This window comes from Streptomyces sp. MS19 (assembly GCF_047200595.1).
Taxonomy (GTDB): domain Bacteria; phylum Actinomycetota; class Actinomycetes; order Streptomycetales; family Streptomycetaceae; genus Streptomyces.
The window spans coordinates 21,776-43,782 of sequence record NZ_JBJZOH010000004.1 but is presented as its reverse complement, the minus strand read 5'-3'; the positions used below and the strand labels follow the sequence as shown (position 1 = coordinate 43,782).

Annotated in this window: 27 protein-coding genes and 1 riboswitch; of the genes, 12 read left to right on the top strand and 15 right to left on the bottom strand. The window is 73.7% G+C overall.

Translation table 11 applies throughout. The features are described from left to right. Positions 1 to 324 precede the first annotated feature (324 nt). The gene (locus ACL02R_RS05750; protein ID WP_412795754.1) at positions 325 to 1,449 is read right to left on the bottom strand and encodes a serine hydrolase domain-containing protein; all 1,125 of its coding nucleotides are present in this window, start codon (positions 1,447 to 1,449) and stop codon (positions 325 to 327) included. Positions 1,450 to 1,650: 201 nt separating this feature from the next. Between ACL02R_RS05750 and ACL02R_RS05745 the strand changes: the two genes are divergently transcribed. The 4 genes from ACL02R_RS05745 (at position 1,651) to rfbB (ending at position 5,039) form a co-directional block, all read left to right on the top strand. Continuing rightward, positions 1,651 to 2,070: a hypothetical protein gene (locus ACL02R_RS05745; RefSeq protein ID WP_412795753.1), complete on the top strand. Its 420-nt coding sequence runs from the start codon at positions 1,651 to 1,653 to the stop codon at positions 2,068 to 2,070. 143 nt (positions 2,071 to 2,213) lie between these two features. Further along, positions 2,214 to 3,122: a S1 family peptidase gene (locus tag ACL02R_RS05740; protein WP_412795752.1), complete on the top strand. Its 909-nt coding sequence runs from the start codon at positions 2,214 to 2,216 to the stop codon at positions 3,120 to 3,122. A gap of 62 nt (positions 3,123 to 3,184) precedes the next feature. Next, positions 3,185 to 3,976: an Fpg/Nei family DNA glycosylase gene (locus ACL02R_RS05735; protein ID WP_412795751.1), complete on the top strand. Its 792-nt coding sequence runs from the start codon at positions 3,185 to 3,187 to the stop codon at positions 3,974 to 3,976. Between the two features lie 79 nt (positions 3,977 to 4,055). After that, positions 4,056 to 5,039, top strand: coding sequence for a dTDP-glucose 4,6-dehydratase (rfbB, locus tag ACL02R_RS05730; protein WP_412795750.1), 984 nt, complete (start codon positions 4,056 to 4,058; stop codon positions 5,037 to 5,039). Positions 5,040 to 5,049: 10 nt separating this feature from the next. Here rfbB and ACL02R_RS05725 read toward each other — a convergent pair whose 3' ends face one another. Beyond that, positions 5,050 to 6,348 (bottom strand): aminotransferase class V-fold PLP-dependent enzyme, encoded by a 1,299-nt coding sequence (locus ACL02R_RS05725; protein WP_412795749.1) that lies wholly within the window; start codon positions 6,346 to 6,348, stop codon positions 5,050 to 5,052. Positions 6,349 to 6,489: 141 nt separating this feature from the next. Next, positions 6,490 to 6,606: riboswitch (SAM riboswitch) on the bottom strand. Between the two features lie 178 nt (positions 6,607 to 6,784). On the opposite strand from ACL02R_RS05725, the gene ACL02R_RS05720 reads away from it, so the two are divergent. Next, positions 6,785 to 7,354 carry a hypothetical protein gene (locus ACL02R_RS05720; RefSeq protein ID WP_412795748.1) on the top strand — a complete coding sequence of 190 codons (570 nt, stop codon included), beginning with the start codon at positions 6,785 to 6,787 and terminating at the stop codon, positions 7,352 to 7,354. A gap of 3 nt (positions 7,355 to 7,357) precedes the next feature. Here the strand turns inward: ACL02R_RS05720 and ACL02R_RS05715 are convergent, their stop codons facing one another. Next, a complete protein-coding gene (locus ACL02R_RS05715; RefSeq protein WP_412795747.1) occupies positions 7,358 to 7,858 on the bottom strand; it encodes a YbaK/EbsC family protein in 501 nt (166 codons plus the stop codon). 305 nt (positions 7,859 to 8,163) lie between these two features. On the opposite strand from ACL02R_RS05715, the gene ACL02R_RS05710 reads away from it, so the two are divergent. Beyond that, positions 8,164 to 9,360, top strand: a complete 1,197-nt coding sequence (locus ACL02R_RS05710; RefSeq protein WP_412795746.1) for a M20 family metallopeptidase — start codon at positions 8,164 to 8,166, stop codon at positions 9,358 to 9,360. Positions 9,361 to 9,429: 69 nt separating this feature from the next. On the opposite strand, the gene ACL02R_RS05705 is transcribed toward ACL02R_RS05710, so the two are convergent. The 8 genes from ACL02R_RS05705 to ACL02R_RS05670 form a co-directional block, all read right to left on the bottom strand. Continuing rightward, positions 9,430 to 10,098: a YdcF family protein gene (locus tag ACL02R_RS05705; RefSeq protein WP_412795745.1), complete on the bottom strand. Its 669-nt coding sequence runs from the start codon at positions 10,096 to 10,098 to the stop codon at positions 9,430 to 9,432. Between the two features lie 80 nt (positions 10,099 to 10,178). Then, positions 10,179 to 10,529 carry a hypothetical protein gene (locus ACL02R_RS05700; protein WP_412795744.1) on the bottom strand — a complete coding sequence of 117 codons (351 nt, stop codon included), beginning with the start codon at positions 10,527 to 10,529 and terminating at the stop codon, positions 10,179 to 10,181. 90 nt (positions 10,530 to 10,619) lie between these two features. After that, a complete protein-coding gene (locus ACL02R_RS05695) occupies positions 10,620 to 10,925 on the bottom strand; it encodes a 4a-hydroxytetrahydrobiopterin dehydratase (protein WP_412795743.1) in 306 nt (101 codons plus the stop codon). Positions 10,926 to 10,949: 24 nt separating this feature from the next. Continuing rightward, complete coding sequence (locus ACL02R_RS05690) at positions 10,950 to 11,531, bottom strand: GNAT family N-acetyltransferase (RefSeq protein ID WP_412795742.1); 582 nt, start codon at positions 11,529 to 11,531, stop codon at positions 10,950 to 10,952. Further along, positions 11,519 to 11,743 (bottom strand): DUF397 domain-containing protein, encoded by a 225-nt coding sequence (locus tag ACL02R_RS05685; protein WP_412795741.1) that lies wholly within the window; start codon positions 11,741 to 11,743, stop codon positions 11,519 to 11,521. The genes ACL02R_RS05690 and ACL02R_RS05685 overlap by 13 nt, the downstream gene beginning before the upstream one ends. Before the next feature lie 30 nt (positions 11,744 to 11,773). Continuing rightward, positions 11,774 to 11,980: a DUF397 domain-containing protein gene (locus ACL02R_RS05680; RefSeq protein ID WP_412795740.1), complete on the bottom strand. Its 207-nt coding sequence runs from the start codon at positions 11,978 to 11,980 to the stop codon at positions 11,774 to 11,776. A gap of 23 nt (positions 11,981 to 12,003) precedes the next feature. Next, entirely contained in the window at positions 12,004 to 12,219 is a 216-nt protein-coding gene (locus ACL02R_RS05675) for a DUF397 domain-containing protein (protein ID WP_412795739.1), read from the bottom strand. After that, positions 12,219 to 13,070, bottom strand: a complete 852-nt coding sequence (locus ACL02R_RS05670; RefSeq protein WP_412795738.1) for a helix-turn-helix domain-containing protein — start codon at positions 13,068 to 13,070, stop codon at positions 12,219 to 12,221. The genes ACL02R_RS05675 and ACL02R_RS05670 overlap by 1 nt, the downstream gene beginning before the upstream one ends. Before the next feature lie 214 nt (positions 13,071 to 13,284). Between ACL02R_RS05670 and ACL02R_RS05665 the strand changes: the two genes are divergently transcribed. The 4 genes from ACL02R_RS05665 to ligD all read left to right on the top strand — a co-directional run bounded on the left by ACL02R_RS05665 (position 13,285) and on the right by ligD (position 15,908). Beyond that, positions 13,285 to 13,725: an ATP-binding protein gene (locus ACL02R_RS05665; RefSeq protein ID WP_412795737.1), complete on the top strand. Its 441-nt coding sequence runs from the start codon at positions 13,285 to 13,287 to the stop codon at positions 13,723 to 13,725. Between the two features lie 205 nt (positions 13,726 to 13,930). Next, the gene (locus ACL02R_RS05660; protein ID WP_412795736.1) at positions 13,931 to 14,068 is read left to right on the top strand and encodes a hypothetical protein; all 138 of its coding nucleotides are present in this window, start codon (positions 13,931 to 13,933) and stop codon (positions 14,066 to 14,068) included. After that, positions 14,065 to 14,901, top strand: a complete 837-nt coding sequence (locus tag ACL02R_RS05655) for an SAM-dependent methyltransferase (RefSeq protein ID WP_412795735.1) — start codon at positions 14,065 to 14,067, stop codon at positions 14,899 to 14,901. The genes ACL02R_RS05660 and ACL02R_RS05655 overlap by 4 nt, the downstream gene beginning before the upstream one ends. Positions 14,902 to 14,921: 20 nt before the next feature. Continuing rightward, positions 14,922 to 15,908 carry a non-homologous end-joining DNA ligase gene (gene ligD / locus ACL02R_RS05650; protein WP_412795734.1) on the top strand — a complete coding sequence of 329 codons (987 nt, stop codon included), beginning with the start codon at positions 14,922 to 14,924 and terminating at the stop codon, positions 15,906 to 15,908. Here the strand turns inward: ligD and ACL02R_RS05645 are convergent. Continuing rightward, positions 15,880 to 16,536, bottom strand: a complete 657-nt coding sequence (locus ACL02R_RS05645; RefSeq protein WP_412795952.1) for a TetR/AcrR family transcriptional regulator C-terminal domain-containing protein — start codon at positions 16,534 to 16,536, stop codon at positions 15,880 to 15,882. The genes ligD and ACL02R_RS05645 overlap by 29 nt on opposite strands. A gap of 330 nt (positions 16,537 to 16,866) precedes the next feature. Between ACL02R_RS05645 and ACL02R_RS05640 the strand changes: the two genes are divergently transcribed. Both ACL02R_RS05640 and ACL02R_RS05635 read left to right on the top strand, forming a co-directional pair. Then, positions 16,867 to 18,525, top strand: a complete 1,659-nt coding sequence (locus ACL02R_RS05640; protein ID WP_412795733.1) for a glycoside hydrolase family 13 protein — start codon at positions 16,867 to 16,869, stop codon at positions 18,523 to 18,525. A 68-nt stretch (positions 18,526 to 18,593) separates the two neighbouring features. Further along, complete coding sequence (locus ACL02R_RS05635; protein ID WP_412795732.1) at positions 18,594 to 20,006, top strand: dihydrolipoyl dehydrogenase family protein; 1,413 nt, start codon at positions 18,594 to 18,596, stop codon at positions 20,004 to 20,006. Here the strand turns inward: ACL02R_RS05635 and ACL02R_RS05630 are convergent. The 3 genes from ACL02R_RS05630 to ACL02R_RS05620 all read right to left on the bottom strand — a co-directional run bounded on the left by ACL02R_RS05630 (position 19,991) and on the right by ACL02R_RS05620 (position 21,845). Further along, positions 19,991 to 20,767: a phytanoyl-CoA dioxygenase family protein gene (locus ACL02R_RS05630; RefSeq protein WP_412795731.1), complete on the bottom strand. Its 777-nt coding sequence runs from the start codon at positions 20,765 to 20,767 to the stop codon at positions 19,991 to 19,993. The two genes, ACL02R_RS05635 and ACL02R_RS05630, sit on opposite strands and share 16 nt — an antisense overlap. 86 nt (positions 20,768 to 20,853) lie before the next feature. Next, on the bottom strand, positions 20,854 to 21,282 hold the full coding sequence (locus ACL02R_RS05625; protein WP_412795730.1) for a hypothetical protein: 429 nt from the start codon (positions 21,280 to 21,282) through the stop codon (positions 20,854 to 20,856). Positions 21,283 to 21,350: 68 nt separating this feature from the next. Next, positions 21,351 to 21,845: an ABC transporter permease gene (locus tag ACL02R_RS05620; protein ID WP_412795729.1), complete on the bottom strand. Its 495-nt coding sequence runs from the start codon at positions 21,843 to 21,845 to the stop codon at positions 21,351 to 21,353. Positions 21,846 to 22,007: the final 162 nt, after the last annotated feature.

Here is a 22,007-nt window from a genome sequence, read left to right as displayed (position 1 = left end):
CCGACCACACCGGACAGCCGCGGGGCGGAACGCGCCGCCCCACGCCCCTGCGCTGCCGACGCTCCGGGGCCGTGATCGGCCCGGCAGCCCCGTACCGGGCGCCTTGCCGCACGGCTCCGGCCAGTCGGGAAGGAGCCGAGGCCGGGACCCACCGCCTGCCCCATCCCCCGGCCGCCGACGCCCTGGGCCGTCATCGGGCGCGGCAGCCCGTAAGCAGTCAACTGACCTGTAAATGCGCGCGCTTGAGAGGAGCCGCGCGCCGGAAGGCCGGTTGGCGGGAGGAGCCCCGCCCGCTCCGAAGCGCGTCGGGCGGGCCGGTGGCCGTCAGGCTCCCGGCAGGGGGAGGCCGAGGGCTTCTCGGATGGCTGCGGCCAGCGCGTATGTCGTGGAGGCCGGGGTCCAGTCGTCCGTCAGGCGGTTCTTCGCGACGGCGAGGGAGAAGCGGTGCGCCGGGTCGGCGAAGCCGATGCTCTCGCCCACCCCGTCGTGCCCGAAGACCCGCGCGTGTCCCATCGGCGTGCCGGGCCTGCCGAGGAGGTAGCCGAGGCCGCGCCGCATCGGGTTGCCGAGAGTGGCGTCGATGCCGTGCACGGCGGTGGCCGTCGCGGTGGCGATCCGGTCCGGCGACAGCAGGCGTACGCCGTCGAGTTCGCCGCCGCGCGCGAGCGCCGCGTACAGCCTGGCGAGACCGCGCGCCGTGCCCACGGCGGACGACGGGACGCAGGCGCCGAGCCGCAGCGGATGGTTGGCCTGCGCGGCGGACGACAGCGTACGCAGCGGGGTGTCCGCCGGGGCGTGCCGCGCGGAAACGGCGTGGGTGTCGGCGTCGGCGGCCTCCGCGTGGTGCGCCACGCGCGGCAGCGCCGCACCGGGTATGCCGAAGTCGAGGGAGCCGTCGATGCCGAGGGGCCCGGTGATCTCCTCGCGGACGAAGCGGTCCGGCCGTCTGCCGTCGGCGCGGCGTACCGTCTCCCCGAGCAGCCAGCCGAACACCACCGGGTGGTACCCCGAGCGCGTGCCCGGCTCCCACACGGGCGTCATGTCGGCCACCACGGCGCAGGCGCGGTCCCAGTCCGCCAGGTCGCCCAGCGTGAAGTCGTCGGGCAGGCGCGGTATCCCGGCGCGGTGGGTCAGGGCGTGCCGGACGGTGATCCGGTCCTTGCCGTGGACGCCGAACTCCGGCCAGTACGCGGCGACGGGCGCGTCGTAGTCCAGCACGCCCCGGTCGGCCAGGAGGTGGACCGCCGTGGCGGTCAGCCCCTTGCCGCAGGAGTACAGCTGGAACAGCGTGTCGCCGTCCACCGCGCGGCCCGTCGCCGGGTCGGCGGTCCCGGCCCAGGCGTCCACGACGAGCGCGCCGTCCAGCCAGGCCGCGACCTGGAGGCCGGTCTCCCGGCCCGACGCGACGTACGCGTGCAGCAGTTCCTCGGTCCTCGCCTGCGCGTCCACGCTGCGCCTCCCGCTTCCGTTCCCGCGCGATCGTCCGCCCCGCGCGGACCGCCTGTCAACGGCCGTCCGGCGCCTGACACCCCCGCGGTTCCGGCCAGTTGTGGCGTCGTTGTGTACCGATCGCGTTTGCTTCGCCCGGTTTCGCTCACCCGGTTCAGCGGGGCCGGCAGGGCGCCGGCCGCGCGGTGGACGGAGGACACCATGGCGATCCGCTGGGACAAGGAACGGGTCAGGGCGCAGGCGGCGGAGGAGATCGCGCGCAGCGATCCGGGCGAACGGGCGCTCGTGACGTTCCACGCGTTCGGTGCCTGGCGCCCCTGGAAGGTGCTCGACGCGGTCAACCACCTGCTGTCCAGGGACTGCTTCGTGACGCTGACGGAGCGGACGGTCGTCGTGCACGACACCGGCGGCTTCCGGCGTCCCGGGCCGCGCAAGCGGCGGTGGACGCTGCCGAGGGACGGCGGTTTCCTGGTCGAGGACTCGGGCCGGGGGTCGCTCGCCAGCCATGTGCGGCTGCGGCTGCCCGACGGCGCCGGGCCGCTGCACTGCGACGTCGCGCACTTCTGGCAGCCCGAACTGGACCGTTTCGTGAACGAGTTGACCGGCGTGCCCGTGGGCTGACGCCGCTCCGGGCCGGGTGGCCGAAAGGCCCCTTGGCAGCGCGCACCGCGATGGGACAATCCGAACGCGCCACGTAGCGACGCGTACCGCCCCGCACCGCCTGTCAGGAGCACGCCCCACAGCCGGCCGCCCGGGAGGACCGGATGAGCATCAAGCGCACGCCCTTCGTCAGACGCATCGCCGCCACGGTGGCGACCCTCGTCGCCGCGGCCCTCTTCGCACCGGCCCCCGCCGGAGCGACGGCCGCGCCCCGCACGTACGGCGCCGCCGAGCTGGCGGACGCCCGCGCCGCCGTCGAGGCGGCCGACATCACCGGCACCGCCTGGTACACCGACACCGCGTCGGGGACCGTCCGCGTGCTCGCCGACACGACCGTCTCCGACCGCGACCTCGCCCGCCTGCGCCACCGCGCGGGCGACCTGGCGGGCGCGCTGGCGGTCGAACGGACCGGCGGCGTCTTCCGGCCGCACCTGCGCGGCGGCGAGCAGATCTTCAGCGGCGGCGGGAGCTGCGTCGCCGGGTTCAACCTGCGGGGCGGCGGCGTGGACTACGTCGCGACGGCCGGGCACTGCACCAACGCCGGCGGCACCTGGTACACCGACCCGGCGCTGAGCGTCCCCATCGGCCCCGTCGCCGGGTCGAGCTTCCCCGGCAACGACTACGGGATCATCCGGTACGCGAACCCCGCCGTCCCCCGGCCGGGCAGCGTGGTCTGCAACGGCCAGGAGATCGACATCACCAGCCCCGTCTCACCGATCATGGGCCAGCGCGTGTGGCACTCGGGCCCGTCCGGCTGCCGCCCGGGGAACGTCACCGCTGTCAACGTGACCGTCAACTACGGGAACGCCCTCGTGTACGGCGTCACCGCCACCAACATCTGCTCGCTGCCGGGCGACAGCGGCAGCCCGCTGTTCACGATCGACCCGTCCGGCACGACCGGCCGCGCGGTCGGCATCCTCTCCGGCGGCCAGGGCAACTGCACGAGCGGCGGCGTCTCGCTCTACCAGCCGATCACCGAGGTCCTCGCCGTCTACGGCCTCACCCTCCTCTGACCCCAGCTGACGCCGGGCCCCGCCGACAGGCGCCCACGCGGGCGCCGACCTAGGCTGGCGCCATGCCGGAACTGCCGGACGTCGAGGGTTTCCGCCGGGTCCTCGACGCGTGCGGCACGGGCCACCGTGTCGTACGCGTCGAGGTCGCCGACGCGGGCGTCCTGCGGGACGTGACCACCGCCCGGCTGCGGCGCGGCCTTGAGGGCCGCCGCTTCCGGGCCGCCGAGCGGCGCGGCAAGTGGCTGCTCGGCCGCACCGACGGCCCGACCGTCCTGTTCCACTTCGGCATGACGGGCCGCCTGGTGCCCGCCGACGCGGGCGCGCCGCGCGAGCGCTGGGACCGGGTGGCGTTCCGCCTGGACGACGGGCGCGAACTGCGCTTCCGCGACCAGCGCAAGCTGCGCGGCATCTGGCTCGCACCCACCGACGAGGACGCCGAACGGGTCATCGGCGGCCAGGGTCCGGACGCGCTGGCGGTCGGCGACGGCGACTTCGCCCGGCGCCTCGCCGGACGGCGCGGCGGCCTGAAGGGCGCCCTGCTCGACCAGTCCGTGGTGGCCGGGCTCGGCAACCTGCTGTCCGACGAGATCCTGTGGCAGGCCCGGCTGCACCCGGCCGCCCGCGCCGACCGCCTCACGGCCGCGGAGCGCCGCCGCCTCGCCGCGGCGGCCCACCGCGTGCTCGCCGACGCGGTGCCCGCCGGCCACGTCCCGGCGGACACCGACGGGCTGACGGGCCACCGCCGCGACCGCGACGGCACCTGCCCGCGCTGCGGCGGCCCGCTCGCCCACGGCCGGATCGCCGGCCGCTCCACCGCCTGGTGCCCGCACTGCCAGCCCGACCCCCGGGCGTGAGGAACGTGCGGGATACGGTCGGGACCGGACAGGCCAGGACAGGCAGGACACAGCGGCGCGGAAGGCTCCCCGACGACCCATGACGACCCGGATTCTCGTGACCGGCGGCGCCGGTTTCATCGGCTCCGCCTACGTCCGCGCGCTCCTCGGCCCCGGCGGCCCCGGCGGCGTGGCCGTCACCGTGCTCGACGCCCTCACCTACGCCGGGCACCGCGCGAACCTCGCCCCGGTGCGCGACCACCCCGCGTTCCGCTTCGTGCACGGCGACATCAGGGACGCCGCGCTGGCGGCGCGCCTGATGACGGAGCACGACGAGGTGGTCCACTTCGCGGCCGAGTCGCACGTGGACCGGTCGATCCGGGACGGCGGCCTGTTCGCGTCCACCAACGTGCTGGGCACGCAGGTGCTGCTCGACGCGGCGCGCCTCGGCGGCGTGCGCGTCTTCGTGCACATCTCGACGGACGAGGTGTACGGGTCCCTGCCCGACGGCTCGTGGCCGGAGACGCATCCGGTGGACCCGTCGTCGCCGTACGCCGCGTCCAAGGCCGCCGCCGACCTGCTGGCCCTGGCGCAGCACCGCACACACGGCCTGGACGTGCGGATCACGCGCTGCTCGAACAACTTCGGGCCGTACCAGTTCCCCGAGAAGCTCATCCCGTCGTTCGTCATCCGGCTGCTGGAGGGCGGCACGGTCCCGCTGTACGGCGACGGGCTGCACGTGCGGGACTGGCTGCACGTGGACGACCACGTGCGCGCCGTCGAACTGGTCCGCACCCGGGGCGCGGCGGGCGAGGTCTACAACGTCGGCGGCGGCACCGAGCTGACCAACCTCGCCCTCACCCGCCTGATCCTGGAGGCCTGCGGCGCCGGCCCCGACCGGATCAGGCACGTCGCCGACCGCAAGGGCCACGACCGCCGCTACTCGGTCGACTGGACCAAGATCCGCACCCGCCTCGGCTACGCGCCCCGCGCCGACTTCCCCGCCGCGCTCGCCGCGACCGTCGCCTGGTACCGGGACCACCCGGACTGGTGGCGGCCCCTGCGCGACCGCGCCGCGCGCTGAGCCGGGCCGTTCAGGCGCCCGCCAGTTCGCGCAGGGCCGCGACGAGCCGCGTGACGTGCTCGTCCGGTGTGCCCGCGCCGAAGCTGGCACGCACGGCCTGCACGGGCCCGTCGCAGTCGCCGTCCGTCGCCGACGCGCCGAGCAGCGCGCGCACCAGCGGCTGCGCGCAGAACAGCCCGGAGCGCACGCCGATGCCGTACCGGTCGGACAGCGTGCGCGCGAGGTCGGCGCTGTCCCATCCGGCGACGGTGAACGAGACGACGGGCACGCGGTCGGCCTCCGCGCCGAACAGCGACAGCTCCCGGACGGCGGGGATCGTGGCGAGCCCTTCGCGCAGGACGGCGAGCAGCCGCCGTTCGTGGGCGAGGAGCGTGTCGTGGCCCGCCTCGGTGAGGGCGCGGCAGGCGGCGGCGACGGCGAGCGCGCCGACGACGTTGGGCGACCCGGCCTCGTGGCGCGCCTCGTCGGTGTTCCACTCGACCGTGACCCCGCCGTCCGCGCTGCGGCTGACGACGCGGGTGGCGCCGCCGCCCGCGAGGTAGGGCGGGGCGGCGTCGAGCCAGTCGGAGCGGCCCGCGAGGACACCTGAGCCGAACGGCGCGTACAGCTTGTGCCCGGAGAACGCGACCCAGTCCACGTCCAGCGCGGTGATGTCGATCCGCCGGTGCGGGGCGAGTTGCGCCGCGTCCAGGACGATGCGGGCGCCGTGGCGGTGGGCGGCGGCGGCCAGTTCGCGTACGGGCCACAGCTCGCCGGTGACGTTGGACGCGCCCGTGACGCACAGCAGCGCCTCGCCCTCCGGCAGCGCCGCCAGGGCGGCCTCGGCGGTGGCGACGGCATCGGCCGGGCCGGCGGGCGCGTCGAGGTACGCGACGTCGTGGCCGTGGTGGGCCCAGGGCAGCAGGGCGGCGTGGTGCTCGGTCTCGAAGACGAGGACGTGCGTCCCGGCGGGGAGCGCGGCGGCCAGCAGGCCCAGCGAGTCGGTCGTGGAGCGGGTGAAGAGGACCTGGTCGCCGGGGCGCGCGCCGAGGAACGCGGCGACCGTCTCGCGGCTCGCCTCGAACAACTCGGTGGACAGCCGGGAGAGGTGGCCCGTGCCGCGGTGGACGCTGCCGTACAGCGGCGCGTAGGCGGCGACCTCGTTCCAGACGCGGCGCAGGACGGGGGCGCTGGCGGCATAGTCGAGGGCGGCGTACGTGACCTCGCCGCCGGTGGCGAGGGGAACGGTGACGTCCGAGCTGAGGACGGCGAGCGCGTCGTCCTGCCGCGGCGGGGTGACGTCGGTGGCGGGGATACCGGAAACGGTCATGGCGTGGCCTCCCGAAGGCATGGCGCGGCGACGGCGCCGGGACACGGGAAAAAGGGGGAACGGCCGGGGTGCGGCCGGTGGGACGGGGAAGGGGAGCGCCCGGCGCTCTACCGCATTCGCATGCGCATGGAGTACTCCTCGAAGCCGCACTTGCCGCGGGACGTCTGTCCCACCGCCCGGTCATCACCCGGGGCACCCCGCCACGACGGAGGGTTGCCGGACAGCGGGCCGGGGCCCATGGCGCTGTCACTCGTGACCTCGCCGAGGATTCTGGCACAGCGCCCGAACGGCCCGTAAGCCCGTCTCAGCCAGCGGACGCGCGGCCGGCCGCCCCCCGTCAACTTCCCGTTGACCGACCGACCTTGGGCGGCTCCCCGCCGGGTATCCGGACAGCGAGGACACGCGGAGGCGACCGGCGGAAGGGACGGCGAGGACGGTGGACGCGGCGGGTGACAGCGCGGGTGGCGACATCGACTGGGAGGCGGAACGGCGCCCCCTCGACCAGCCCTGGGTGTTCCTCGGGGCCCTCGCCGCCGCCGGGGCGGTGGCCGCTGTGCTGATCGCGTGGCTGGCGGACGCGCCGCGCGCGCTGGGCCTGGGCGCCGCCTGGGTGCTGTGGACGGGGCTGACGGCCGCGATGAGCCGGTTCGCGCGGCGGACGTACGCCTCGCAGGTCGGCGTGCCGCCCGCACGCCTGCCCGTCCTACTCCGGCGCATCAGGCAGGAACGCATCCCGCGCGACCCGGCGGCGCGCCGCGAGATGGCGCTCCTCGTCCGGCAGCAGCGCAGGCAGCTCGCCCGCCGCTGGTGGTTCTGGCCGCTGCTGACCGGCATGTTCCTGGTGACGAGCGCGGCGCAGTGGCTGGCCGGGCGCGACGCCGCCGCGCTGATGTGGGTGGTACTGGCGGCGCTGCTGATCCCCGGCTATCTCATGAGCCGCCGCATGCTCCTCCACGTGCGGCGCGTCGGCGTGCGCCTCGGCCAGGAGCGGGACGCCTGGTCCTGACGCTCACCCCGCGACGACCAGCGCGGTCCCCCCGGTGAGAGCCAGCAACTCGGCGTACGTGGTGGGAAAGACCGTGTGCGGCGTCCCGCCCGCCGCCCAGACCTTCGGGTGGTCGGCGAGCGCGGCGTCCACCACGGTGCGCAGCGGCGCGGGGTGCCCGACCGGCGCGACACCACCGATGGCCTGCCCGGTCGCCTCCCGCACCTGGGCGGCGGTGGCGCGTTCAAGGCCGTCGAGCCCCATCCGCGCGGCGAGGGCGGCGGTGTCGACACGGTGGCTGCCACTGGTGAGCACGAGCACGGGCTCGGCATCCGCGCCACTGACGAAGACGAGGCTGTTGGCGATGGCCCCCACCTCACACCCGAGCGCGGCAGCGGCCTCGGCAGCCGTACGCGCGGGCACCTCCAACCCCCGCACAGCCCCGGCGACACCGGCCGCCGCAAGCACCTGTGCGACAACCCGGCTCCGCACGGGCAGATGATCGAACGCGGCAGTGGCAGTCATGAACAACTCCTCGCTCACACGACAACAGACAGCGCGCCGGAGCGTATCCCCACCCCACCCCGCACGTCGCCCCGTTTCGCCACTCGCACCCGGGCGTGTACGGAACCCATGGCACACAAGCCACAGGCGATGGCGCCGCTGCCAGGCGTGTCTCCAACGCGCCTGGCACGCAGACGAGTTCGTCCGGATGTCGGCCGGAGCTGGATCATCACGTCGTGCAGGGCGGCGCCGTGGTGAGGCGGCACGACGGCGCTCACCACTGTGAAACTCCCGGTGCCCGGCCGGCGAAGGCAGAATGGACAGCCATGGACCACACCGACCCCGCGCGCATCCTGGCGGAAGCCGAGGAAGACCACGACAGCGTCCTGGAGCTCACCCAGGCCCTCGTCCGCATCCCCAGCCGCGCGGGCATCGACCCTTATGAACCCGTCATCCAGAGCCTCACCGACTGGATGACCGCCCACGGCCTGACGCCCGGCGTGCTGCACGACACCACAGGCGCGCCGGTAGCCGTCACCGCCGACATCCCCGGCACACGCCCCGGACCGCGCTTCGTCCTCGACGCCTGCCTGGACACCGCGCCCTTCGGCGACGAAGGTGCCTGGACCCACCCGCCCACCTCCGGCCTCATCGAAGACGGCTGGCTGTGGGGCCGAGGAAGCTCGGATTCCAAGGCCGCCGTGGCCGTCTTCTGCCACCTCGCCGCCCGTCTCGCCGACCGTGCCGACCGCCTGCGAGGCACTCTCACCCTGCTGTTCGACCTAGACGAGCACACCGGCGGCTTCGGCGGCGCCAAGCGCTATTTCGAAGGCCCCGACGCTCCCGACGACGTGACCGGCGTCATGATCGGCTACCCCGGCACCGACAAGCTCGTCATCGGCGGCCGAGGCGTCCACCGCGCCCAACTCCACGTCCACGGCGTCTCGTCCCACTCCGGCGGCAGCAAGACCACACCCGGGGCCATCGACAAGGCCGCCCACCTCATCCGCGAACTCCGCGCCGCAGAACTCCCCCCACCCGCCGACGACTTTCCACTACCGGGCAAACTGACTGTCACCGCAATCACCGCAGGGCAGGGCTACTCCGTCACCCCCGACCTGTGCACCCTCAACATCGACATCCGCACCACCCCGGCCTTCGACGACACCGCCGCGGCCGAGCTGCTCGCCGCCACCACCGCGCACGTCGACCGTTCCTGGCCGGGCACCCCGCCCACCCGCATCCACACGCACACCCGCTGGCCCGCCTACGCCCTCCCACCGGACTCGCCCCTGCGCTCCGCCCTGCTCAGCGCCGCCCGCATCCACCATCGGCACCCAGAGCCGAAGATCGCCGGACCGTCCAACATCGGCAACTACCTCGCCGGCCTCGGCATCCCCGCCACCGCTGGCTTCGGCGTGGAATACACGGGCCTCCACGCCACCGACGAACGCTTCCGCACCGACACCGTCCCCACCGTCCAAGCCATCTACCACACCGCCCTGGCCACGCTCCTCAGCTGAACTGTGCACCGTGCAACCGTCCGCACCACAGCCAGCGTGAACACGATCACCGGAGATAGCTCGGGCAGGTCAGGGGTTGGCGAGGCGGCTGGTGAAGCCGTCGCGGACAAGGGACTCGTACGCTGCGTGCACCTCCTCGGGGACTTCCTGCTCCATGGCGAATCCGAGTTCTGGATACTCGATGACCCGCTGGAGGTCGCCGACGGGCATGTCCAGGACGAGTTTTGCGTCGCCGATCGACTTCAGGTAGTCGTCGAACTCCAGCGGCTCCGAGGCGCAGAAGATCTCGACATCGGGCCACAGCTTGCGGGCGGTCGCGAACGACCGCCTTTCCATGTAGGGCTTGGAGATCAGCAGCACCGACGCCGGGATGATGCCTGCCGCGGCGAGGATTTCACCCGAGAGGGTGATGTTCTGCCCGGTGTCGCCCGCGTTCGGTTCCAGCAGGATCGCCTCGGCAGGGACGCCGAGGCCGATGGCGTACTCGCGGTAGTGGACGGCCTCCCCGCGTGGGAAGACGTTTGCGGTGGTGGGACTGTTGCCGCCGGTGAACACCAGGGTCGGGAAGAGGCCGGAGCGGTACAGCTCGGCGGAGCGGGTCGCGACGCCGAGGTCGTGGCTGCCCAGCCCGATCGCCACATCGACGGGCCGCAGCTCGTGCCACATCAGGTGGTGGTTCCAGATCCGCACGGCTTGGCGCCACCGGTCTTCGGTGATGCCCTGCTGGTCGTTCCTCACGCGTTCTCCCTGGTCGAGGACGAGGAGTCCGTCATCCCGGGTCGCCGCGCGTCAGAGCCGGGCAGACGGTGGTGGCTACTTCACTCGATCGCTTCGAAGATGTCGCTGTCGGTCTCACGCTGCCAGTCCGGGAGTGCGTCCCAGTCGGCGACATAGCTCGGCTTGGGGTTCTCGAAGTGCTTGTGGATCTGCGCAATCCAGCAGATCGCCACGAACCTGCCCTTCTGCTCCCGGGTCAGCTTCGACGTGTTCCCGGCGCTGATCTCCGCGAAGTTCCGGATCTGCTGGTACACGGCGGCAGCGGCCTCCCTCTCCCATTCCGCCGTCTCCTCCCACGGCGTGACATAGCCGGGCTTCGGCTCGCCGGGGTAGTGCTTCCTGACTCCGGCGATCCACGCCTCCCGAAAGACACGGCCTGCTTCTTCGGTCATATGAGTTCCCTTTCGAGTACGGCGATCTCTTCGCCTGGCTGAGAGTCACGCGGGCCGCGGTGGTCTGTCACCGGGGCGGTCTGTGGCGGGTCAGGCGGGCTCGGCTCCGTGGGTGTGGGCCAAGGCGTCGATCTGGCCGGCGAGGGCGGTGTCCCGCTCGGTGATCGCACCACCCGCGTCATGCGTGTTCAGGGCGAATGTCACCGAGGAGTACAACACCGTGATCCGCGCATGATGATGCGCCGCGTCCTCCGCGGCCGCCACCGCCGCGTAGAAGGCAGGCAGCCGATCACGGGCAACGCGGAACTCGGCAGTGAGATCCCCCTCCTCAACGCGCCAGCCGGGAAGACCCGTCAAGGCAGCGCTGAGCTGGTCACCGGTCAGAGCAGTAGTCATCTCGTCCTTCAGATCGTGTCGTGGTCAGGCGGAGTGCAGTTCTCGGAGCATCACGTCATGCAGGGCGGCGCCGTCCCAGGGGTGGGCCTGACCGACGACGCGGTAACCCCAGGAACGGTAGGCGGCCTGCGCGGGCAGGGCGTCAGGTCTCGCGTTGAGCAGGACGCGTTCCTCAGGGCCGTCGAGAAGGGTGTCGTGCAGGCAGCGGGCGATGCCCTGTCGCCGCCATGGCGCCCGCACGGCCAACTCGATCAACCCGAACGTGCGGCTCCCCGTCTCGCGGGACAGCTCTTCGGGAACGGGGATGGTCAGCCGCGCCCACCAGCCGGTGGTGGAGCTGAGTGGGAAGCCGTACGCGATACCGATCGGCTCGCCTTCGGCGGTCGTCGCCAAGGCGGCCCGGAACGCGGACTTGCGCGTCTGGGAACGGAACCGCCGCCGGTTCGCCGCCACATCGGCCGCCGTCTTGAGATAGGGCGGCTCGGCGAACGCCTCGGCGTAGACGGCCATCAAGGCGTCCTCGGCTGCGGCCGCGCTCGGCCCATCGAGCAGCACGATCCAGACGAGTCCCCATTCCCCGTGCCGGTGCGGCCTTAGCTTCGACATACGTCGGTGATGAATGCACGGAATGCAGAAGAATCCAACAGCAGCGCTGGACCGTCAGGGTTCTTGGAATCGCGGATGGCAATCCCAGCGTGTGGGGAGATCATGTCGGAAACCTCCACACACTGCGACTCGCTTCCGCTGCGCTTCGACTTCTTCCAGGTCGCGCCGAGAAAATCCGGTGCGTTCCCACCGCGCCTGTTCTCGGTGGTCATTGATGGCTCCCTTCCTCCCGCACGTCGCCGTCAGACGGGGATGTCGAACTCGCCCTCCTTGGCACCGGTGAGGAAGCAGTGCCAGACGTGGGCGGAGACGACGAACGGAGGATTGTCCAGCTCCTCGTTGTCCCGCAGCGCCACCCGGCCATCGGGCAGAAACGCGGCCTCAAGGCAGCCGCCGTTGCCGCTGCTGGCCGAGGACTTGAACCAGTGCAGGTTGGTCAGATCGGTCATTGCGTCTCCTCTTCCGGCGGTGGTCACCCCTGCCGGATATGGGTGATGAGCCGGGTGAACGCGGTGGCGGGGACGAGTACGACGGGGCGGTCGGGGGTGGCGGCCTGCTTTGTGTCCCGGATGCCCGTCCAGTCGGGGAAGTGGGCGACCTCGACACACTCATTGTTCGCGTTCGTGGCGCTGCTCTTGTACCAGGCGGCGACGGCGAGTTCGGCGGCGGAGGGAGCGGGGTGCATCATCAGAGGTACTCCTGTCGGACCGTCATCAGCAGGTCCGCCGTCTCTGCGGTTCCGGCGGCCTGCGCACGAAGTCTGTCGAACATGATCTTGTAGGCGGCAACGTCATCCGCATCATCCAGATAGACACCCCTCCGGGGCAACTCCAGGTAGACGACCGCCATCGAGCTCTTGGGGTCGCGTGCGTCGTCCCGTCCCAGGATGACGAACTGCCCTGGCGCACAGGGCGGCCCGGAGGCGAACCGGAGAACCTGGACGTCCACGGTGGGGCGCTTGGCGATTTCATGGAGGTGACCGAGTTGCTCGGCCATGATGCGCTTATCCCCGACCTCACGCCGCAGTACCGTCTCGTCCAGGACGGCCCACAAGCGCAAGCCATGATCGAGAACCTCCTGGCGCTTCATGCGGGCCTCAGTCTCCTGGTCGAGCTGGTCCTCGGGAATTCCCTGCGAGCGGAGCAGAGCCCCTGCGTACGCGCGGGTCTGGAGCAGGCCCGGGACCGATGTGGGCGCGGTGACACACTCGTACCCCGCCATCTGCTCGAACGCGATGAGCGGGCTGAGCCACTCGGGTACGACCGGGTTGCCCACCCACCAGCCTGCCGCCTGGGACTTCGCCATCTCGATCAGCGCAGCGACCTCGACTTCCGTCGCACGGCACGCCTCGGCCAGGTCCTTTACCGTCGCCCACTTCACCCGGCGGCGGTCCGTCCAGTCCTCGTAACGGGAGACCGTGGCCTTGCTGCATCCGGCCTCGTCCGCGACCTGAACCTGTGTGAGCCCTGCCCGGTCGCGTAGCGCGATCAGCGCGCGGGCGATCTGCATGCGGCCCGCAGGCCCCACCGGTGACGTCATCGCCCCATACCCTCCGTCATTCTGTGCACCTTCCGAACACGCTGAGCGTACGTGCCAGTTGGCGTGAAGTGGATCGCGTTACCCGAACGAGGGAAAACGCAGAATGCGACTTCTACTGAGTGGCTGCAACTGTCATGCTGTCTCCTGGGGACAGCGTGGAGTGACCACCTGATCGCAGGGAGGCGCGATGTCGCCGGGAATGCAGAGAGACGGCATGGCCAGGCAGGAAGGGTGTCTGCTCTGGCAGGGCTCGGTGCCGTATGCCGTGGAGAGTGTGCCTGTGTTGCGGCGGCAGGTGCGAGGTGTGCTCGGTGGGTGGGAGATGGCCGAGGTGACCGTCGCCGATGCCGCCGTTGTCGTCTCCGAGTTGGCAGCCAATGCCGTGCGGCACGGGCGGCCGGTGCATGGCGGGTTGATCGTCGCGCAGGTGTCCTGTGGGCGAGGGGACGCGGTGCTGCGGGTGCTGGTCGTGGATGGGGCGCCCGCTGTGCTGCCGCCGTCTTGTCCTGCGCGTTCCGTATCGGCTGTCGCGGAGTGTGGGCGTGGGCTGGCGCTGGTCACCGGGTTGAGTCTCGCGTGGGGTGTGGATGTCGGGGAGACGACCAAGAGTGTGTGGGCGCTCCTTCCCGTCGTGACGCGGGCGGAGGCGGGGTGAGCGGGTCGTGGGTGACGGGGCCGGAGGTGGTCCGGGAGGTGGCGAGGGCGCTTGCCGCCGCGCGGCGGTGCTGGCGTTGCGGTGCCGTGGACGGTGGCCTCGCGGTGCACGGCGAACTCGTCGGCGATGCGGGGCCGGTGCCGTTGTGGCTGTGCCGGGCGCGGTGCGCGGGAGAGCTGGAGGCGCTGTACCGGGATGCGGCGCGGTGAGGCAGCGGTGGTGGGCCGTGGCCTGGTGGACGGTGGGCGCGCTCGCCGGAGTGGGGCTGGTGGCGATGGCGGCCGGGCTGGTGCTGGTAGCCGTGCTTGTGCGGGCCATCGCCCGTGCGGAGGAGGAACAGTGACCGACGACCTTGACGCGCTGCTCGGCGGCGCCGCCGTGCGGCACGGCCACCGCGAGGTGACGGCGGCGGGCCGTGCCCGGCTGGATGCCGCGCTCGCCGCCCTTCCGGCACCAGGGCCGTACGAAGGTCCTGGCGCGCGGCTTCCGTCCCGTGCCGGGGTCCGCGACCTGTTGCTCGGCGGCAGGGACCACTACGCCGTGGACCGTCTCGCCGCCGCCGAACTGGGCGTTGTCTGGCCGGACATCGCCCGCGCCGCCGCCGCCCTGCGTGCCGCCGTCCACGCCACCGCCCGGCATGCCGTGGGCGGGCTAGGCATCCGGCAGGTCCTCGTCGCCGACTACGGCTACCCGACCGTCGGCACGTCGGGCCCGGACCTGCACACCACCGTCCTCCGCGCCTCCCCGGACGCGAACGTGGTGTACCTGGAGCCCGATCCCGTCGCCGCTGCCGTGCTGCGCGCGGAGGCCGAGCGGCGCGGCTCCGTCACCGTCCTGCGCGCCGACCTCGCCGCTGATCCGGCCGGGGTGCTCAGGCGCGCGGTCGGCGACCTCGGCCGGCCGGTGTGCGTGCTGCTGCCCGAGGCCCTGTCCCGCGCGGGTGCGCCCGAACGGATCGCCCGCGTCCTCGCGCGCGCCCTCGTTCCCGGCTCTGTGGTGATGGCCGCCGGTCCTGATGACATTCCGGCCGTCCGGCGCGCCGCCGAGGTCGCCGCCCGTCACCTTCTGCCCTTCCATCCCCGGACCACCGCCGACCTGCGGGCCCTTCTCGGCGCCGCCGGGCTCACCTGGCTGGAGCAGGGGCCGCTCTGCGTGGTGGGCGTGCGCCGCGTCTGAGACCCGCGTGTACTGGGGGCATGGCACACATGCCGCAGGTGGTGCCGCCCATGCTGGCGGTGGAGGGTGAGCCGCCCACCGGGGCGTGGGGTTACGAGTACAAGTGGGACGGTTACCGCTGCTGCCTGCGTGTGGCCGACACCGGTGAGGTGCGGCTGACCAGCCGGAACGGGAACGACTTCACCGGCGCGTACCCGGAGATCACGGACGCCGCCGGGGGCGCCCTGGGCGGGCGGGCCGCCGTGCTCGACGGTGAGCTGGTCGCGCTCGGGGAGGGCGGCCGTCCCGACTTCGGGCGGTTGCAGCGGCGGCACCGCGACCGGCCGGGGCCCCGGCTCCTGGCGGAGGTGCCGGTGGTGTTCTTCGCCTTCGACCTGCTGCGCCTGGGCCGGGATTCCCTGACGGAGGCCCCGTACACCGAGCGGCGCGCCGCGCTCGAACGGCTCGGGCTCGGCGGGCTGGACGCGTTCGCCGTGCCGCCCTCCTACAGCGGCGGCGACGCCGACCCGGCCGCGCTGCTTGAGGTGGCGCGCGGCAACGGGCTCGAAGGCATCGTCGCCAAGCGCCTCGACTCCCCCTACCTGCCGGGGAAGCGCTCGCGGCTGTGGGTGAAGCGGCCGCTGTTCACGACACGTGAGGTGGTCGTCGGCGGCTGGCAGCCGGGCGAGGGGCACCGGGCGGGCGGGATCGGGTCGCTGCTGCTCGGCGCGTACGACGAGGACGGCGCGCTGCGGTACATCGGGCACGTCGGCACGGGCTTCTCCGACGCGGCGCTGACCGGGCTCGCGGAGCGGCTCGGGCCGCTGGCGCGCGGCGGCAGCCCGTTCGACGAGGCGGTGCCGCGCGACCGGGCGCGGCGCGCCCGCTGGGTCGAGCCGCGCGTGGTCGGCGAGGTGACGCACCGGACGTGGACGCGGGACGGGCGGCTGCGGCACGCGGTCTGGCGCGGCCTGCGCCCCGACCGGACGGCCGGGGAGATCAGCCTTCCGCCGCCCGGAGAGCGGTGATCCCGGCGAGGAAGAGATCGACCCCGGCGAGGAACTCGGCCCGGTCGTCGTGTGCGCGCAGCCGCCCGGCGACGCCGCGGGTGAACGCGTACCGCTCGGTGCCGAGGAACGCCTCCCGGTCCGCGCCGGGGCGGGCCGCCAGGGCGTTCGCGGCGTGCTGGCCCGCCTCGCCCAGGATGTAGCTCAGCAGCGTGGACGCGGCGGTGAAGCGGGCGGCCTCCGGGACCCCGAGGGCGGTGACCTGGCGGCCGATGCGCTCGAAGACCGGCAGCATCGGCGACTGCCAGGCCGTACGGGCGAGCTGCGCGCCGACCCACGGGTGCGTGTCGATCGCGTCGAAGACGGCGAGCGCGCGGGCGCGGACGGCCCCCCGCGGGGTCGCGCCCGGGTCGTCGGCGGGGAGGGCGGCGACGACGGCCTCGGTCGCGGCGGCGAGCAGCGTCTCCTTGCCGGTGATGTGCCAGTAGATCGCGCCGGGGCCGGTCGCGAGCCGGTCGCCGAGAGCACGGAACGTGATGCCGCCATCGCCCTCCATGTCCAGGATGCCGACGGCGGTGGTGACGATGCGCGCGCCGCGTACGAGCGCGAGCTGTTCCCGCGCAGCGCCGCCGAGCAGCACGTATTTCATGTTCGGCGCGGACGCGCCGCGCGGCCTGCTCGGCATGCTCACCGGCGACGGCCGGGCCGCCTGAGCACGGCACGGGTCCACGCGGGTCGGTTACGCTGGCCGGACGGCTGACGGGCACCGATCGTTCCCCACAGCCCCCGCCGCCTCCCCCGCGGTCCGGGTCCGCCCCACCCCCCTGCGGCGCGCCCGTCCCGGAGGCGGCCCAGGCGGCGCCGCCACGGCGCCCGCGCCGGCACGCGGCCCGGCGGACGCGGCACACCCCCACGGCTGCACAGCGTCCCCGCGCGGTGTGCGCGGACGTCCCCGCACGCGTTCCCCTGAGAGGTCATCGTGACAGACACCACCACGGCGGACTGGTGGCGCGAATCGGTCGTGTACCAGGTCTACGTCCCGAGCTTCGCCGACGCCGACGGGGACGGCATCGGCGACCTGCGGGGCATAGCCGGGCGGCTCGGGCACGTCGCCCGGCTCGGCGCGGACGCGGTGTGGCTCACGCCGTTCTACCCCTCCCCCTGGGCCGACGCGGGCTACGACGTGGCCGACTACCGGGACGTCGATCCCCGGCACGGCACGCTGGACGACTTCCGGGAGCTGCTGGCCCGCGCGCACGGGCTCGGGCTGCGGGTGATCATCGACGTCGTGCCGAACCACGTCTCGGACCGGCACCCGTGGTTCCGCGAGGCCCTGGCGTCCCCGCCCGGCTCTGCGGCGCGCGACCGGTTCGTCTTCCGCGACGGGCGCGGCGAGCGCGGGGAGCTGCCGCCCGCCGACTGGCAGTCGAAATTCGGCGGCCCGGCGTGGACCCGCGTCCCGGACGGGCAGTGGTACATGCACATCTTCGCCGCCGAGCAGCCCGACCTGAACTGGGACAACGGCGACGTCTGGGCCGACTTCGAGAAGACCCTCCGCTTCTGGCTCGACCTGGGTGTGGACGGCTTCCGCATCGACGTGGCGCACGGCCTGCGCAAGGACCTGACGCCGCCCCTGCGCGACACCCACGGCGGCGACACCGCCCCCCTCAACGCCCCGCCCGAGGGCGACGACCACCCGTTCTGGGACCGCGACGAGGTGCACGAGGTCTACCGCGCCTGGCGGAAGATCACCGACTCGTACGACCCGCCGCGCGTCACCGTCGCCGAGGCGGGCGTCAGCGCGCACCGGCTGCCGCTGTACACGCGCCCGGACGAGTTGCACCAGGCGTTCAACTTCTTCTACCTGCGCTGCCCCTGGGACGCCTGCGCGTTCCGCGAGGTCGTGGACACCTCGCTCGCCGAGGCGCGCGCGGTCGGCACCCTGCCGACCTGGGTCCTGTCCAACCACGACGTGATGCGCCATGTGACGCGTTACGCCCTGCCCGCCGGCATCGACCACCGCGCGTGGCTCACCGCCGGTGGCCACGACCCCGAGCCCGACACGGCCGCGGGCGAGCTGCGCGCGCGGTCCGCCGCGCTGCTGACGCTGGCGCTGCCCGGCACCAGCTACCTCTACCAGGGCGAGGAGCTGGGCCTGCCCGAGGTGACGGACCTGCCGGAGGCGGCCCTGCGCGACCCGATGTGGGAGCGGACCGGGCACCGCGTCCGGGGCCGCGACGGCTGCCGCGTGCCGATGCCGTGGACGCGGGAAGGGCCGTCGTACGGCTTCGGCCCTGGCGAGGCGGCCTGGCTGCCGCAGCCCGCCGGGTGGGGTGGCCGGTCGGTGGCGGCGCAGGAGGGGCGGCCGGGGTCGTTCCTTGAGCTGTACCGCGAGGCGCTGCGGCTGCGGCGGGCGGCGCTGGGGGACGTGTCGTTCACGTGGCTCCCGGCGCGCGGGGGCGAGCTGGCGTTCCGCAAGGGCGCGGGCCTCGTCTGCCGCGTCAACTTCGGTGTGGACCCGCTGCCGCTGCCCGCCGGGGAACGGGTCCTGCTGGCCTCCGGTCCGCTCACGCCGGACGGGGCGCTGCCGCCCGACACCGCCGTTTGGCTTGCACCGGGGGCGTCCGGGGCATCCTGACCGCCGTGTCCCGGGGCCGCCTCGCCTACGGTGGGGGCGGTCCGTCGGCTGGTGGAGGAGATTTCCGGATGAGCGACAGCAACAGCGAGTACGACGTCATCGTGATCGGCGCGGGCCCGGTCGGGGAGAACGTCGCCGACCGCACGAGCGCCGCCGGGCTGCGGACGGTGATCGTGGAGCGCGAACTGGTCGGCGGCGAGTGCTCGTACTGGGCGTGCGTCCCCAGCAAGGCGCTGCTGCGGCCCCCGGCGGCGCTGGACGCGGCGAAGGCCGTCGGCGGCGCGAAGGAGGCGGTCGGCGACGGGCGGCTCGACGCGGCGGCCGTGCTGGCGCGGCGCACCTCGTTCACCAGCGACTGGAAGGACGACGGGCAGGTCGAATGGCTGAAGTCGGCCGGGATCGACCTGGTCAGGGGCGACGCGCGGCTGAGCGGTCCGCGCACCGTCGTGGTGGACGGGCGGGAGTACACGGCGCGGCACGCCGTCGCCGTCTGCCCCGGCAGCGACGCGCGGCTGCCGGGCCTGCCCGGGATCGGGGAGGCGCGGCCGTGGACGAGCCGCGAGGCCACGTCGGCGCGGGAGGTGCCGGGGCGGCTCGCGATCGTCGGCGGCGGCGTCGTCGGCGTGGAGATGGCGGCGGCGTGGAGCGCGCTCGGCTCCGCGGTGACGCTGCTGCTGCGCGGGGAACGGCCGCTGCCGCGCATGGAGCCGTTCGCCGGTGACCTGGTGGCCGAGGGCCTTGCCGCGCGGGGCGTGGACGTACGGCCGGGCACGTCCGTCACCGCGCTGCGCCGGCCGGACCCCGAGGGCCCGGTGACGCTGGTCCTGGACGGCGACGCGGGCGAACTCGTCGCCGACGAGGTGCTGTTCTCCACCGGCCGCAGCCCGCGCACCGGTGACATCGGCCTGGAGACGGTCGGTCTCGAACCCGGCTCGTGGCTGACCGTGGACGACACGCTGCTCGTGGAGGGCGTGGACGGCGGCTGGCTGTACGCGGTGGGGGACGTCAACCACCGCGCGCTGCTGACGCACCAGGGCAAGTACCAGGCGCGGATCGCCGGGGACGCCATCGCGGCGCGCGCGCAGGGCCGCGACGTGGCGGTCGCGGCGACGGCGGACGCGGCGGCGGTGCCGCAGGTCGTGTTCACCGAGCCGGAGGTGGCGTCGGTCGGGCTCACCGCAGAGGCGGCGGAGCAGGCGGGCCACCGGTTCCGTGCGGTGGACTACGACCTGGGGTCCGTCTCGGGCGCGGCGCTGCACGCGGACGGCTACAAGGGCAAGGCCCGCATGGTCGTGGACGAGGAGCGGAAAGTTCTGCTCGGCGTCACGTTCGTGGGCCCCGGGGTCGGCGAGCTGCTGCACGCGGCGACGATCGCGGTGGCGGGCGCGGTGCCCGTCGAGCGGCTGTGGCACGCGGTCCCGGCGTTCCCGACGATGAGCGAGATCTGGCTGCGCCTGCTGGAGACCTACCGGGACGCGTGACCCGCTCCCCCGAGCCCGTCGAGCACGGCGCGTTCGACGGGCGTCGGGGCGGTCCCCGACAGGTCGAGCTCCCCGGTGGGGACGAGCGGCGGCTGCGCCATGAAGCGCGGCACGCTCCCCCGGTGCGGCTGCGCGGCGTGCACGAGGAACGGGTGGCACAGCCAGACGTCCCCGGCCGCGCCGGTGGCGAGCGCCTCGGGGCGGTGCGCGGTGGCGGGGACGGCCTCGGCGCACAGCTCGGCCCACGGCCGCCCGGCCGCGCCCGCCCCGGCAAGCAGCGGCGGCACGTCCAGGTGCGAGCCGGTGCGGACCCGGGTGGGCGCGTCGTCGGGTCCTGTGTCGGAGAAGAGGAAGAGCATCAGCAGCGCCCGGCCGCGCGAGGCGAGGTTCACGCGGTACTCGCCCGCCTCGCCCGCGAAGCTCGCCTCCAGGTGCCAGCCGTCGTCCCCGGGCGGCTCGTCGCTGGGGAACCGGACGGGGAACGTGCCGAGCCCCTGCGGCGCGACCCACCGCCCCTCCCCCACGAGCCGGTCGAACGCCTCGTGCAGCACGGGCACGTTGGCCGCCTCGCGGAACGGCGGCGTCGAGAAGCCGCCGAGCCGCACGACGGGCCGCGTCCAGGTCGCCGGGTCGCCGGGGTCGCAGCCGGTGGCGGCCCACAGCTCGTCGCGGCACCGCGCGACCACGCCGCGCGGCACCGCGCCCGCGATCCGCACGTACCCGTCCCTGACGAACGCCTCGGTCTCCGCCGCCGACAGCACCCGCGTCTCCCCTCACCCGCACGGACCGGAGGCGAGCGTCGCGCGTCGGGTGCCGTCGGCGCAACGGCTTTTGCGCGGCCCCCTGTTCAGTCGCCGAGGAAGGGCGCGCACAGCTCCTCGGTCTGGGCGTCCCAGTCCTCCTCGTAGCTGCGGGCGAGTTCGCAGAAGACGCGCAGCGCCTCACCCGCCGCCGACTCGTCCTCGCCGTCCGCGGAGGCGGACTCCGACGGCGTGCCGTCCGGCACGGGGTCCTCGTCCTGCTCCGGCGGCGTGCCGGGCACGGACCCGGACGCGCCGGGCGCCGGCTCGTTGCCGCTGAGGTCGGGGCCGCCGGGCAGCGGGTCCGTCAGCCCCTCCTCGGGCGACGGCTCGGTGATCCCCGCGTCGGGCTCGGGCACGGCGTCCGGCGACGCGCTGGACCGGCCGTCCGGTCCCTGCCCGCCGCCGTCACCGCAGGCCGCGGCACCCAGCAGGACCATCGTCACCAGTCCCAAAGTCCGTAGGCGCGTGTGCATTCCGTCCTCCGCCCGGCTCGGCTCGGCTCGCTGTGCGGACCTCACTCTGTCAGACGGCGGCGCGGGGGTCAGACCGTCACCCGCGGGCCGGCCGCGCACTGGAGGACGTCCACCACCGTGTCGGCCACGATGTGGACCGCGCCGAGGAGGAACGTGACGCCCGCGACGGCCGGGAAGTCCGAGACGGGGATCGACGCGCTGAGGTAGCCGCCGGGACCGGGCCGGCTGAAGACGCTCTCGACCACCAGGACGCCCGCGAACATGAAGCCGATCTGGAGTCCGCTCATGGACAGCGCCGCGTTCAGGGAGTTGCGGACGACGTGCCGCAGGACGATGGCCCGCTCGCCCAGGCCCTTGGAACGCGTGGTGCGCACGTACTCGGCGTCCAGCGTCGTGAGCAGGCTGGAGCGGAAGACGCGGCCGATGGCGGGTGCCGGGCCCAGCGCGAGGGACAGTCCCGGCAGGACGAGGTGGTCGGCCTGGTCGAGCGCCTCGTCCACGGCGCGTTCGAGGACCTTGTCGAAGCCGTCGCGGTTGATCCCGGCCATGAAGTGCGTGCGCACCCTTCGCGGGTCCACCCGTCACAGCCGCTTCGCCCCGGCAGGTGAACATGACGGCCGCCGGGAGCGCCGGCACCGGACCACGGAACGGCGGGCCCGGTGAAATCTCTGTGCGATCAGCGCATTTATAGTGTGGGGAATTTCAAGAGAAGGACTCAGGGGGGA